Origin of the sequence: Sphaerotilus sp. FB-3 (assembly GCF_023706025.1) — a bacterium.
Taxonomy (GTDB): domain Bacteria; phylum Pseudomonadota; class Gammaproteobacteria; order Burkholderiales; family Burkholderiaceae_C; genus Sphaerotilus; species Sphaerotilus sulfidivorans.
The window spans coordinates 76527-89336 of the sequence record NZ_BQWE01000006.1; the positions used below are offsets into that span (position 1 = coordinate 76527).

A 12810-nucleotide genomic window follows, 5' to 3' on the forward strand; every position below is an offset into this window, starting at 1 on the left:
CACCGCACACGCGGTGGTGACGGGCTCTTAGCTCAGTTGGTAGAGCAGCGGACTCTTAATCCGTAGGTCGAGTGTTCGAGTCACTCAGGGCCCACCAGAACAGAAGACGCAACAAGCGTTCAGCGACAAGGACTTGGCAGCAGTGCCAAGTCCTTTTTTGCTTGGCGTTGAGCCGTATTCGTTGCGGTGCTTGATGACCACAGCCTCAGGGCCGGGCCACCGCCGCGCGGCACGACGACAGCTCAAGCCGGAAGGCCTGCAGCGCCGAGCGGCCATCATCCATTGCCGCCTGCGCCACCAGACGGCCCAGGTTGACGTCCTGCAGGAAGGCCAGGTATCCGTCCACCACGCCGCGCAGGCCCTTGATCAGCGCCGGCCGGTGCGGGTCCATGCAGGCCGGCAGCACCAGGGCGTCGGCCTCGCGCACCAGCGCCTGAAGCGCGCTCACCCGGTCTGCCAGGGCCATGCGCGGCGCTGCGGCGGCCAGCGCATTGGCATCATCCCAGCGCTGCAGCAGATCGTCGGCCGCACGATAGGCCTGCTCCACCCTCGACTGCTCGGCCTGCGCCCGCTGGCGCGCATGCATCTCCTGCTCGGCTGCCTGCGCCGCCTTCTGCCGCGCCTGCTCGGCGGCCTGCTCCTGCGCCGTGCGCGCCACCTGCTCGGCCCGCCGGTTGGCCTGCAGCAGCATGGCGCCGCCCACCGCGACCACCGCAGCCACCAGCACCCACAGCAGCGCCCGGCCACCGCATGAACGTCTCGTGGGGGCGCTCATCAGCTGCAGTCCTTCGCCAAAGCAATGCGCCGCCGATAGCGCTCCTGGGCCGCCTCGTTGTAGCGGATGTCGTTGCGGGAGGCCTCCACCTCCAGCTCCCAGATTTCGCGCCGGCTCAGGCACTTGCCGGCCACCGGCGCCGATGCCTGCCCCGATGCAGTGTCCTGGATTGAGGTCACCACGCCGTTGCGGGTGTAGACATAGACAGTGCGCGCCCCGCGTTGATAGACATGCTGGTCGCTGACCACATCCCCCGCCTGGCTGCGATTCACGTTGTTGGCCGCCCCCATGGCCAGCTGCAGCTCACTGACCGTCATGCCCACGACCGGGCGCCGCTCTTCGATCGCAGCCCGGATGGCCAGGCGCTTGTCCAGCTCGGCGTTCTGCTTGGCGAAGTCCGGCGCAGGCGTGCCAGCGCTGGGCGGCGGCAAGGTCTTCAGATCCAGCGCCTGCTGACGCTGCTGGCCGGCGCACGGCTGCTGCTGAAACGACACCTGCCCCGAAGGACTGGTGCATTTGTATTGGGCCCAGACAGGTGCCCCGACCGTCGCCATGCCGACGGCCATCATGAAGACGCTTGCTCGCATGTCTTCCTCCTTGCCCGCCAAGGTACACGACCGCCCGGCGGCAACGGAGTGCATTGATCACATTCGGATTCCGAGGAGATGCCCGCTCCTTCACGTGTTGTTCACGCAGCAAGAGCCGCAAGGGCAGAACGACGAGATATGGGAACCCCCATGCCGCATTCCCCTTTCCCGTTTCTGCGACCATGCGCCGGCCATGAAACGCCTGTCCACGCTGAGTTTCCTGCTGATCCTGTCTTCCACGCTGGCGCTGCTGTCGGCGGGCTGCAGTTCTCTGGACGAGCGTCAGCGGGCCTGGATCTTCCAGCCCTCGGATCGCAGCTGGGGGCGAGCCGAGGAGATCGCGCGAGGCATGGACGAGGTCTGGATCGATTTCCGCTCCGCCGAGACGGATCGGCCGGTGCGGCTGCATGGCCTGTGGAGCGCGCACGAGCGCTTCGCCAGTGATCCGCAGGCGCCGGTGCTGCTCTATCTGCACGGAGCGCGCTTCAATGTGGTGGGCTCGGCGGCGCGGGCGCAGCGGCTGCGGCAGCTCGGCTTCTCGGTGCTGGCGATCGACTACCGGGGCTTTGGCCGCAGCAGCGATGAGCTGCCTTCGGAGACCCTGGCCCTGGAGGACGCCTGGGCGGCCTGGGACTGGCTGGCCCGCGCGCATCCCGGGCGGCCGCGCTACATCTTCGGGCACTCGCTGGGCGGGGCGATCGCGATCGATCTGGCCGCCCGGGTGGCGGACGAGGCCGGCACGCTGGTGGAGGGCACCTTCACCTCGATTCCGGAGGTGGTCGCCTCCTACCGCTGGGGCTGGCTGCCGCTGGAGCCGCTGATCACCCAGCGTTTCGCCTCGGTCGAGCGGGTCGCGCAGATCGGCTCGCCGCTGCTGGTGGTGCATGGCAGCGAGGACCGCACCATCCGGCCCGAGCTGGGCCGGCGCCTGTTCGAGGCTGCGCGCGGCCCCAAGCGCTTCGAGCTGGTCGAGGGCGGCACCCACCACAACACCAATGCCATCGGCCTGGCGCAGTACCGGGTGGCGATGGCGGAGCTGTTCGGCCTGAGCGTGCCGGCGGCGCCCTGAGCGCACCCGGCCCGGCTGCCATGCCGGCCGTTCAGCAGGCCCCGCCGGTCGCCTGCGCCGGGTTGCCCTGCCAGCGGCTGCCGGCCTCGAGCTGCTCGCCCTTCATCACGAAGGACTCCGGCGCGATCCGCGCCTGCGCTCCGACCTGCACGCCATAGTGCACGAAGGCCCGCTCGCCCAGCGTGACCTGGTCGCCCAGCACGATGCGGCCGGACTTGAACAGACCGTCCTCCAGCGAATGCCCCTGGATCAGCGACTGATCGCCAAGCGTGACGTGATCGCCCAGCGTGGTCATCGTCTTCTCGACGATGGAGGCGCCGTCGTCGAAGAGCTGTCGCCCGACCCGCACGCCCAGCATCCGCCACAGCAGGCCCATGATCGGCGTGCCGCGCAGCGCGGTCATCAGCACGCCGTCGCCGGCGAAGCCGAGCTTCCAGAAGCGCTCATGGCGCCAGAAGCCGGGCTCCAGGATCGAGCAGGTCAGCGGCTCGAGCGGGCGCCAGCCCAGGCTGGCGCGATCGACCAGCACGAACCACAGCAGCTCCAGCGCGATCGCCACCAGCGTGCCGGCCGCCAGCGACAGCGCCGGCGGCACGCCCGGCACGCCGACATAGGCGCCGTACAGCACCACCGCCGCCAGCGCCGCGCCGATGCAGTGCGCGCCGACGAAGAGCAGCATCGTCAGCCGGTTGACTGCGGTCTTGCGCCGCAGCGCCTGCGCCCGCCAGGCCGGATCGCTCCAGCGCGGATCGGGCCGGTCGCGCAGCACCGAGCGCGGGATCTCGAAGGCCGGCGAGCCGAGCAGGCCGATGTTCTCGCGCAGCGGGCCGTCCAGCGGCACCATCACCCGGGTGGCCAGCAGGCAGTTGTCGCCCAGCGGCGCACCGGTGGGCAGCAGCACCGCATTGCCGGCGAAGCTCCGCGCGCCCAGCCGGGTCGGACCGACGCGCCAGCCGCCCGGGCCGGGCTCGACCTGGGCCATCGTCAGCCCGTCGGAGACCATCGCGCCCGGGCCGAAGTGGCTCAGTCCGGGCAGGTCATGCTGCTGCGTCAGGCCGAAGTTCGAGCCGGTCTGCTCGATGCCGCCGACAAAGCGGTAACCGACCACCGCGCGCAGCCAGGCCACCACATCCGGACTGTCGCCGGCCAGCATGTTGTGCCAGCGCGAGTTGCTCCAGGCGGTGATCAGGCCGAGCAGCCAGTGGTGCAGCCCGTAGAAGCGGTACAGCCGCCCCGGCACGATCGCCCGCGACAGCAGCCGGGGCAGCGTGGCCATCAGCAGCGCCCACAGCGTCATGCCGCCCAGCAGCGCCAGCGCGCCGCCCAGCGCGACCCCGCCCAGATCGGCCCAGTGCGCCGCATGGCCGTGACCGAGCAGATGCAGGTCGAAGCGCTCCTCGAGCCGCCGTCCCGGCTCGCCCGACAGCAGCCACAGCCCCCACAGCGGCAGCGGCAGCGACACGCCGCCCAGCACCAGCAGCTGCCACAGCGCATACAGCCGGCGGCGCAGCGCCGTCGGCCGGGGCTGCGCCGGCACCCGGCAGAATTCGGTGGGAGTCGGCTGGGCCGGCACGCCGTGCGCATGCACGCCGGCGGCCAGCGTCTGGCCGCGCAGCAGCGCCGAGGCATGGCCGAGCTGGCTGCCGTCCTGCATGCGGGTGTCGATGTCGAGCAGCGCATGGTCGCCGACATGGCAGCCCTGGCCGATCTCGACCGGGCCGAGCCACATCCGGCCCGCCTCGGCCCGGCAGCCGGGCAGGCGCACCTGACGGCCGATCAGGCTGTCGTCGCCGATGCGGATCAGGTCGGTGCAGACCGGCAGCACCGGGGTGGCGATGTGCGCATGCGCGCCGACCTGCGCGCCCAGCAGCCGCAGATAGCCGTTGAGCAGCGGCGAGCCGGCGAACAGCACCATCGGATTGAAGCGCATCAGCTGCCGCATCGCCCACCAGCGCAGATAGCGGCCGCTCCACAGCGGGAAGCTGCCGGCCTGCCAGCGGCCGACCAGCAGCCACTTCAGCGCCACCGGCAGCAGTACCGCCAGCGCCCACAGCGCCGAGCCGGCCAGCGCGGCCCGCAGATAGGCCTGCAGCGGATCGGTGGCGGTCAGCAGCCAGTCCATTCCGATCAGCAGGGCCTGGAAATTCAGCGTCAGCCAGGCCAGCGCCATCAGCACCTGGGCCAGGCCGCAGCCCAGATAGGCGGCGCGTGGTGCGCAGGCGGGCGCCTCGGCCTGCGACTGCGGCACCGGTTCGGCCATGGCCGCGGTGACGGTGGTCGTGGGGGCTGCGGTCTGCTCCAGATGCGTCGAGAGCGCACGCAGGCTGGGATGCGCGTAGATCGCGCGCATCGTCACGTCGCTGCGTCCGAGCTGGCGGCGCAGCCGCGCGCCGAATCCCGCCATCAGCAGCGAATTGGCGCCCAGCTCATCGAAGAAATGGGCGGTGGCCGACAGCTCGTGCGCCGCGCCGCCGAGCACCGCGGCCAGCGCGGCGGCCAGCGTCTGCTCGGTGCCCGGACGCGGCCGCTCGTCCGGATCCATCGCCTCGGTGCCGCCGGACAGCGCGGGCGCTCGCGGCGCGGGCAGCGCCTTGCGGTCGGCCTTGTCGCTGGCCAGCATCGGCATCTCGTCGAGCTGCTCGTACAGGCGCGGCACCATGTAGTCGGGCAGCTGCGCGCGCAGCGCCTCGCGCAGTCCGGCCGGGGAGGGCGGATCGGGCCAGCCGGGGCGCACCGTCCAGTAGGCCACCAGCTCGACCTGGCCGGGCGAGGTCGACCCGGTGTGCACCACCGCCTGGCGCACGCCGGGCTGGGCCATCAGCACCGACTCGATCTCGGTCAGCTCGATGCGGTAGCCGCGGATCTTGACCTGGGTGTCGATGCGGCCGAGGTATTCGACCCGTCCGTCCTCGCGCAGGCGGCCGAGGTCGCCGGTGCGGTAGAGCCGCCCCGACGGATTCGGGTCCACGCCGACGAAGTCGTCGAGAAACACCCGGGCGGTCTGTTCCGGCCGGTTCAGGTAGCCGCGCGCCACGCCCGCGCCGGCAATGACGATCTCGCCGGTCTCGCCGGCCGGCAGCACCCGGGGCGTGTCCGGATCGAGGATCAGCACGCTGTAGGTCGGCAGCGGCCGGCCGATGGTGACCGGCGCGGCCGGATCGAGTCTCTCCAGCGTCGCGGTGACGGTGGTCTCGGTCGGGCCGTAGGCGTTGAGCATGCGCCGCGCCGGCGTGGCCCAGCGCTGCACCAGATCGCGCGGACAGGCCTCGCCCGAGACGATCAGCAGCCGCAGCTCGGGCAGATCCTCCTCGAGCGTGGCCAGCGCGGTGGGCACGCAGCACAGCGCGGTGATGTGCCGCCGGCGCAGGAACTCGCCCAGATCGGCGCCGAGCAGGCTGGCGCCGCTCTGGTTCGGATGCAGCGTCGCGCCCACGCTCAGCGGCACCCAGGTTTCCTCGACCGCGAAGTCGAAGGCCATCGTCAGGCCCTGGTAGACCTGGTCGTCGGCCTGGTAGCCGTAGGTCTCGGCGGCGACCCGCACGAAGTTGCAGATCTGCGAGTGATCGATCGGCACGCCTTTCGGGCGCCCGGTCGAGCCGGAGGTGTAGATGACATAGCACAGGGCGTCCGCCGCGCCGCGTTCCGGGCTCGGCAGGCGGGCGGTGTCCACAGGCGCCAGAGCCGCCTCCAGCATCGGGTCATCCAGGCACAGCCCCGGCACGCCCAGTCCGGCCAGCCGGCCGGCATGGCGCTGCACCGACAGCACCCGGCCGACCTCGGCATCGGCGCAGATGAAGGCGCAGCGCTCGTCCGGAAAGCCCGGGTCGAGCGGCACATAGGCCGCGCCGGCCTTGAGCACCGCCAGCATCGCCACATGGCCGTGCACCGTCTTGTCGAACAGCAGCGCGACCCGCTCGCCCGGGCACAGGCCCAGTGCGTCGCGCAGATGCCGGGCCAGCCGGTTGGTGCGCCGGTCCAGCTCCGCGTAGCTGACCGATCCTTCGTCGGTCTGCAGCGCGGCGGCGCTTTCGGCGCGGCCTTCGCGGGCCCAGGCATCGCAGCGCGCCTCGAACAGATGATGCAGCCGCTCGTGCGGCTGCCAGCGCAGGCGGTGATCGGCATCGGCCTGCTGCAGCAGGGCCGGCGGCGGGGTCAGACGGTCCATGACGGGTGCGATCCGGGCCTTCTGGTCCGAGTCAGGCGGCGCGGCGCAGCGTGCCGGCCACCGCATCGGCCACCGCGCCGTGCAGCAGCGCCAGACCCTGCTCGAGCAGCGGCAGCGCAATGTTCAGCGGCGCGAGCACCTTGAGCACCTGGTCATGCGCGCCCGAGGTCTCGATGATCAGGCCGCGCTCGAAGGCCAGCGTGCACACCCGCGCGGCCAGATCGCCGCTGAGCACGTCCAGGCCCTGCATCATGCCGCGCCCCTTCAGCCGCGCGCCCGGCACCTCGCGGGCGATGCGCTCCAGATGCGCATGCACCAGCGCGGCGCGGCGCGCGATCTCGTCGGTGAAGCCGGGCTCGCGCCAGTAGCCGTCGAGCGCGGCGGCCGCGGTCACGAAGGCATGGGTGTTGCCCCGGAAGGTGCCGTTGTGCTCGGCCGGCTGCCAGCGGTCATGCTCCGGATGGACCAGCACCAGCGCCATCGGCAGGCCGAAGCCCGACAGCGACTTCGACATCACGACCAGATCGGGCACCACGCCCATGCCGTCGAAGCTGAAGAACTGCCCGGTGCGGCCGCAGCCGGCCTGCACGTCGTCGATGATCAGCAGCGCGCCATGCTGCCGGGCCAGCAGCGCGATGCGCTGCACCCAGGCGGCGGAGGCGGTATTGAGCCCGCCCTCGCCCTGCACCGTCTCCAGCAGGATGGCCGCCGGCGCATCGATGCCGCCGGACGGGTCCTCGAGCAGCCGCGCCAGCATCGCGCTGGTGTCGATCCCCTCGCCGTGATAGCCGTCGAACGGCACCCGGGTCACACCCGACAGCGGCAGCCCCATGCGGTTGTAGCGGTTGCCGGTGGCCGCCAGCGCACCCATCGTCACCCCGTGATAGCCGTTGGTGAAGGCGATGATGTTGTGTCGGCCGGTGACCTTGCGGGCCAGCTTGAGCGCGGCCTCGACCGCATTGGTGCCGGTCGGGCCGGTGAACTGCACCCGGTGCGGCAGCCCGCGCGGCTGCAGGATCAGCGCTTCGAAGCGCTCCAGGAAATCGCGCTTGGCCGCCGAGTGCAGGTCCAGCCCCATCGCCAGGCCGTCCGAGCCGATGTGGCGCAGCAGGGCTTCCTTCATCGCCGGCTCGTTGTGGCCGTAGTTCAGCGCCGCGCAGCCGGCCAGGAAGTCGATGTACTCGCGGCCGCTCTCGTCGCGCATCAGGCTGCCGCGCGCGGAGGTGAACACCGTGTCGAAGCGGCGGCAGTAGCCGCGCACGGCGGATTCCCGGCGCGCGAAGACGGCGCGGTCCTGCGGTCCGGTCGATGCGATGGCGGGAATCGGATTCATGTCGGGTCTCCTGAGGCCGGGTGGGTTGGAGACGCCAGTGTGAATCAGTGAAACAATTGGTAAATTTTGTTTACATTATCACGATGGAACCGATTTCCTGGGCGTTCTTCGGCGCTCAGCGCGGCACGCACCAGCCCTCGCGCGGCGGCGGCGCACCGAGGCGGCAGGGGCTGCCCGGGCGCGGCGCGGGTTCGGTCCGATCGGCCCCGGGGAGCAGGGGGGCCATGGCGGGTGCCGAGGCGGTCTCGATCGCTGGCCGCTGTGGCAGCTGGCCGGCCGCCAGCGCCAGGCGCCAGCGTGCCAGCTGCACCCGGCTGTCGGCGCGCTGCAGCGCGATGCGGGCTTCGGTCTCGTACAGCATCGCGTCGGCCAGGTCGGCCGCCGAGGCATCGCTGTCGCGGTGACGGCCGAGTTCGGTGAAGAGCAGCGCGCGCCGGGTGCGCAGCACATCGGCATGGGCCTGCCGCAGTGCATCGGCATGGCGCAGCACCAGCAGGTGCTCCCAGGCGGTCAGGGTGGCATCGCGCCGCACGCTGTCCAGCGCTGCCAGGGCCGCCTCATGCTCGGCGCGCGCCGCGCGGACCTGTGCGGCCTGCGCGCCGCCGTCGAGCAGCGGCAGGCTCAGGGTCAGCGCGGCCTGCCGGGCACCGCCGCTCAGCCGGCCGCTCTCCAGCGTGGGATCGTCGCGCCGGCCCGCCCCGATCCGCGCCGACATCGACAGCGAGGGTCGTCCCGCCCGCTCGCTCTGGACGCGCGCGGCCTGGGCCGCGGCGGCGCGTGCCCTTGCGGCCCGCAGCTCCGGATGCTCGCGCTCGACCGCTTCCAGCCACTGCGGCATCTGCTGCGCCACTTCGCCGGGCGAGCTGGCCGGCGCAGTGTCCGACGAAGGCGGCGGCAGCCGCCAGACGGTGCCGGCCGACGCGCCAAGCCGCCAGGCCAGACGGCCCTGGGCCAGCGCCAGCGCCTCCTCGGCCTCCAGCCGGGCGAGCCGGGTCTGCTCCAGCGCCAGCCGGGCCTCGATCACGTCGGCATGGTCGGGGCCGTCGGCGCGGCGGTTGCGCAGGCGCGACTGGCGCTGCAGCTCAGCCAGCCGCAGCTCCAGGTCGCGCCACAGCCGCAGCCCCTCGCTGTCGTCGAGCACGGCCCGGTGCGCCTCGGCCGTCTCGATCAGCACGGTCTGCACCACCGCGTCATGGCTGGCGGCGGCCTCGATCAGCTGCTGCCGCGCCGCGTCCTGCGCTGCCTCGCGCTGGCCGCCGTCGAGCAGCAGCCAGTCGAGTTCCAGCGCGATCGAGCGGCTGCGCCCGCTTGCATCGGCCCAGGCGCCCGACTGCCGGCCCAGATCGAGCCGGGCGCCCAGCACCGGAGCGCGTGCGGCCTGCTGGAGCTGTTCGCGTGCGGCCTGGGCCTGCAGCAGCGCGGTGCTCTGGCGGGTGCGCGGATCGTGGCAGAGCGCGCGGCTCATCGCCTCGGCCAGCGTGAGCAGGCTGCCCGGTGCAGGCAGCGTGCAGGCCTGCGCCGGCGGCATCAGGCCGAAGGCCATCGCTGTCGCCGCCAGGCCTGCGCGGACCGAAGCGGCAAGGCCCGACGGGGGCAGGGAGAACATCAGAGAGAAGGGCACGGCAGGGCGGACAAGTCGCAAAGGACACATCCTGTCACAAGTCGGTCGTCCCAGACCCGGCGCTGGCGCGGGCTGTTGCCCAGACCGCTGTTGTCGGTGAAGGTGACGCGGCGATCGTCCTGGTAGATGTTGTTGTAGAGCCGGCCCGACAGGTGCAGATCGGGGCGGATCTTCCAGTCCAGATGCACGCTGGCCTGGCGCATGTCGCGGGTGTCGCCGTCGTTGGCGTTGTGCGCGAAGCTCTGCCAGCGGTCCGCGGCCATCTGCGCTGCGGTCATGAAGCCCGGCTCCTCGGCCCGCTGCGCCGACAGACGCGCGATCAGGCCCAGCCGCAGGTCGCCGCTCGGCGAGGACAGGAACCACTTGCCGCCGACCGCCTGCCGCTCCGACGCCGAGTGCGCCCGGTAGCCGTCGGAATGCTGGTGGCCGATGAAGTAGTTCTGCGCGAAGCCGTCGGCCTCCTGCCCGAACGCGATCTGGACCTCGCGGGTCGAGAAGCTGCCCGCGCTCAGCCGTGCCTCGCCGTCGTTGCCGCCCTGGCGGGTCACCACATCGATGCTGCCGCCGATCGCATGCAGGCCGTGGCGCGGATCATTGGTGTCGCGCACCACCTCGATGCTGTCGATGTCCAGCGGGAACACCATGTCGATGAAGCGCTGGTTGCCGCTGTTGACATTGCTCGGGATGCCGTCGATCAGCACCTTGATGCCGTTGATGTAGCCCTCGCCGTTGAAGGCGCGGAAGGTCGGCTTGCCCGACTCGGCGCCCATGCGGGTCTCGGTGAGCTGGATGCCGGGCAGCAGGCCGAGCAGTTCCCAGCTCTGCGCGACGTTGCGATCCTCGATGCGGTCGGCCCCGAGAATGTCGACCGAGGTCAGCACCTGGCGGGTCTTCAGCACACCGCTGCTGCGGCCGCTCACGGTCACGCCGCCCAGCACGATCGCGGGATCGCCGGCAGTCGAGGCACCGGGCGACGCGGTGGCGTCGGCCTCGGCGCGGGCCGACGGCATCAGGCTGGCCAGCGCGGCGGCCACCGCCAGCGGCAGGATTTTCGGGGCCACATCGGAACATGAACGGACATGCGCAATCTCGCTTTTATTTAATAATGAATTGTCATTATCTTGCGAGGACGCCAGAACACGCCATGAACATGAGGTGCTGTTGCGCCTGATCGACAAGGCTCCGCCACGATCGGCCGCAGGCCGGCCGAGCATCGATCAGGCGACGAAGACAGGGGAGGAAGAGAAAGCGAGTGGCGCGGAGCCGGAGAGGCTGCCGGCCACGCGGGCCGGCAGGGTGTCGTTTCCGGCATCGTGCGATGCCGGCGACAGCGCTGCAGTCAGTGCATCAGCGCTTGGTGCTTTCCTTGACGATGTACCACTCGGCGCCACGGCGCTTCCAGGTCAGCACCTTCTGGGCCTTGTCGTTCAGGTCCTTGGAGGTGTAGATCTGGTCGAAGCGGGTCTCCACCACATTGGCCGAGACGGTGCGGCGCTGCACATTGGCGATCTTCATCTCGACCGGGCCGCTCTTCTGCAGCAGCTTGGTGCGATTGGCGAACCAGGTGCTGCGCGAGGCGCTGCCTTCGGGCTTGAAGCTCGGGTCGTAGAAGCTGAGGTAGCGGGTCGCGTCCTTGCTGGTCCAGGTGGCCGCCCAGTCGAGCAGGCGCTGCGAGACCGGGGTGCTGGGCGCCGGATCCGGTGCGGAGATGTCGACCGGGGCGGCCGGCGCGGCTGCTGCTGCCGGCGCGGCGCCGCGTGCGGCCGGCATCGGCGCCAGCGAGGCGCCGAGCTGACGCGCCCGTGCGTCCAGATCGGCCTTCGGGGTGACGACCAGATCGGTGGCGCTGATCGGGCAGCGGGTGGCGGCATCGTCGCCGGCCTGCCAGTAGCGGCCTTCCGCGGGCTCGTCTTCCGCGCTGCCGGCACGGGTCAGGCCGAGCGAGGCGACCAGGCTGCTGGTGGCCGCATGGGTGCGGGCCCGTGCGACCTGCAGGTCATGCTCGGCATTGACGTAGGCGCGGCGGGCGCCGTAGAGCTCGTTCTCGGAGTTCAGCAGGTCCAGCAGCGTGCGCTGGCCGATGTCGAACTGCTGGCGATAGGCATCGCGCACCTTCTCGCTCGACAGCACATGACGGTCGAGGTAGGCCATCTGCTCGGCGAGCTTCTGGGTGTCCTGGTAGGCGATCGCGGCGGTCTGGCGGGCATCGCGGCAGGCCTTGTCGCGGGTGTCGGTGGCCTGGCCCAGCAGGTTGGCTGCCTGGCGCACGCGGGCCTTGTCGGCGCCGCCGTTGAACAGGTTCCAGTTCAGCGCCACGCCGGCGGTGGTGTCGCGCTTCTGGTCGAGCGTGCCGTCGAGGTTGCGGCCGGCCGCGGCACGCACCCGGGCCTCGACCCGCGGCTGGTAGAGATTGCCTTCACGCTCGCGCGAGACCGACTGCGCGGCGCGCAGGTTCTCGACCGCCGCGGCGATCGCGGCATTGCGCTTGACCGACTGCTCCAGCGCCGCGCCGCTGGTGGCGGGCAGGCCGCGCTCCAGGCCGGTCACTGCCGGCATCTCGACCGGCGGCAGGCCGCTGGTGAGCCGGCGGAAGCGCTCGGTCACGTCATGCAGGTTGGAGGTCTCGGTGGTCAGGTTCGACTCCGCCAGCGCCAGACGGGCGGCGGCCTGCTCCTGGTCGACGCCGCGGCCGACGCCGGCGCGCACCCGCGACTGGATCTGGTCATGCACATGGCGGTGCTGGACATAGTTGTCCTCGGCCATGCGCACCAGCTTGCGCTGGCGCTGCACGTCGATGTAGGCGCGCACGCTCTCGAGCGCGACCTGCTCGCTGGTGTCGATGAACTCGAAATAGCGCACCAGGCGGGCATGGTTCAGCCGGTCGACCTGGTTCATCGTCTGGAAGCCGTCCCACAGCAGCTGGGTGGCCGACAGCGCGACACCCGCGCTGTTCATGTTCTGGGTGACCGAGCCGATGCGCTCGTTGATCCGGTTGGCCTCGGCCGAGAGGTCGACGCGCGGGTAGTAGGCGCCGCGGGCCACGTCGATCTCGTCGGTGGAGGCCCGGAAGGCGTTGAGCCGTGCAGTGACCTCGGGGTTGGTGGTGATCGCACGCTGGACCGCATCCTTGAGCGGGTCGGTGCTCTGGGCAACGGCGACCTGGCAGGCGAAGGCGATCAGGCCGATGACGAGATGAGAGGCTGCCTTGTTCATTGTTTCCTGGATCCTTGTGCTGGCCTTCGGACGGGACATTTGATGGA

At 71.2% G+C, this 12810-nt stretch carries 8 protein-coding genes and 1 tRNA gene; 2 read left to right on the forward strand and 7 right to left on the reverse strand.

All coding sequences use genetic code 11. The annotated features are described in order from the left end of the window. Positions 1-21 precede the first annotated feature (21 nt). Positions 22-97, forward strand: a tRNA-Lys gene (locus tag NFT33_RS01920). Positions 98-205: 108 nt separating this feature from the next. On the opposite strand, the gene NFT33_RS01925 is transcribed toward NFT33_RS01920, so the two are convergent. Together NFT33_RS01925 and NFT33_RS01930 are read right to left on the reverse strand one after the other, a co-directional pair. Beyond that, positions 206-775, reverse strand: a complete 570-nt coding sequence (locus NFT33_RS01925; protein ID WP_251672746.1) for a hypothetical protein — start codon at positions 773-775, stop codon at positions 206-208. Continuing rightward, entirely contained in the window at positions 775-1362 is a 588-nt protein-coding gene (locus NFT33_RS01930; RefSeq protein WP_251672747.1) for a DUF4124 domain-containing protein, read from the reverse strand. The genes NFT33_RS01925 and NFT33_RS01930 overlap by 1 nt, the downstream gene beginning before the upstream one ends. Before the next feature lie 193 nt (positions 1363-1555). Here NFT33_RS01930 and NFT33_RS01935 point away from each other — a divergent pair, with 193 nt between their 5' ends. Continuing rightward, complete coding sequence (locus NFT33_RS01935; RefSeq protein WP_251672748.1) at positions 1556-2431, forward strand: alpha/beta hydrolase; 876 nt, start codon at positions 1556-1558, stop codon at positions 2429-2431. 31 nt (positions 2432-2462) lie between these two features. On the opposite strand, the gene NFT33_RS01940 is transcribed toward NFT33_RS01935, so the two are convergent. The 5 genes from NFT33_RS01940 to NFT33_RS01960 all read right to left on the reverse strand — a co-directional run bounded on the left by NFT33_RS01940 (position 2463) and on the right by NFT33_RS01960 (position 12763). Then, positions 2463-6596 carry a Pls/PosA family non-ribosomal peptide synthetase gene (locus tag NFT33_RS01940; protein ID WP_251672749.1) on the reverse strand — a complete coding sequence of 1378 codons (4134 nt, stop codon included), beginning with the start codon at positions 6594-6596 and terminating at the stop codon, positions 2463-2465. A gap of 31 nt (positions 6597-6627) precedes the next feature. After that, a complete protein-coding gene (gene ectB, locus NFT33_RS01945) occupies positions 6628-7929 on the reverse strand; it encodes a diaminobutyrate--2-oxoglutarate transaminase (RefSeq protein ID WP_251672750.1) in 1302 nt (433 codons plus the stop codon). 115 nt (positions 7930-8044) lie between these two features. Then, a complete protein-coding gene (locus tag NFT33_RS01950) occupies positions 8045-9535 on the reverse strand; it encodes a TolC family protein (RefSeq protein ID WP_251672752.1) in 1491 nt (496 codons plus the stop codon). Further along, positions 9535-10611: a TonB-dependent receptor gene (locus NFT33_RS01955; protein ID WP_251672754.1), complete on the reverse strand. Its 1077-nt coding sequence runs from the start codon at positions 10609-10611 to the stop codon at positions 9535-9537. Before NFT33_RS01955 ends, NFT33_RS01950 begins: the two co-directional genes overlap by 1 nt. 286 nt (positions 10612-10897) lie before the next feature. Beyond that, positions 10898-12763, reverse strand: a complete 1866-nt coding sequence (locus NFT33_RS01960; RefSeq protein WP_251672756.1) for a TolC family outer membrane protein — start codon at positions 12761-12763, stop codon at positions 10898-10900. Between the last annotated feature and the right edge of the window lie 47 nt (positions 12764-12810).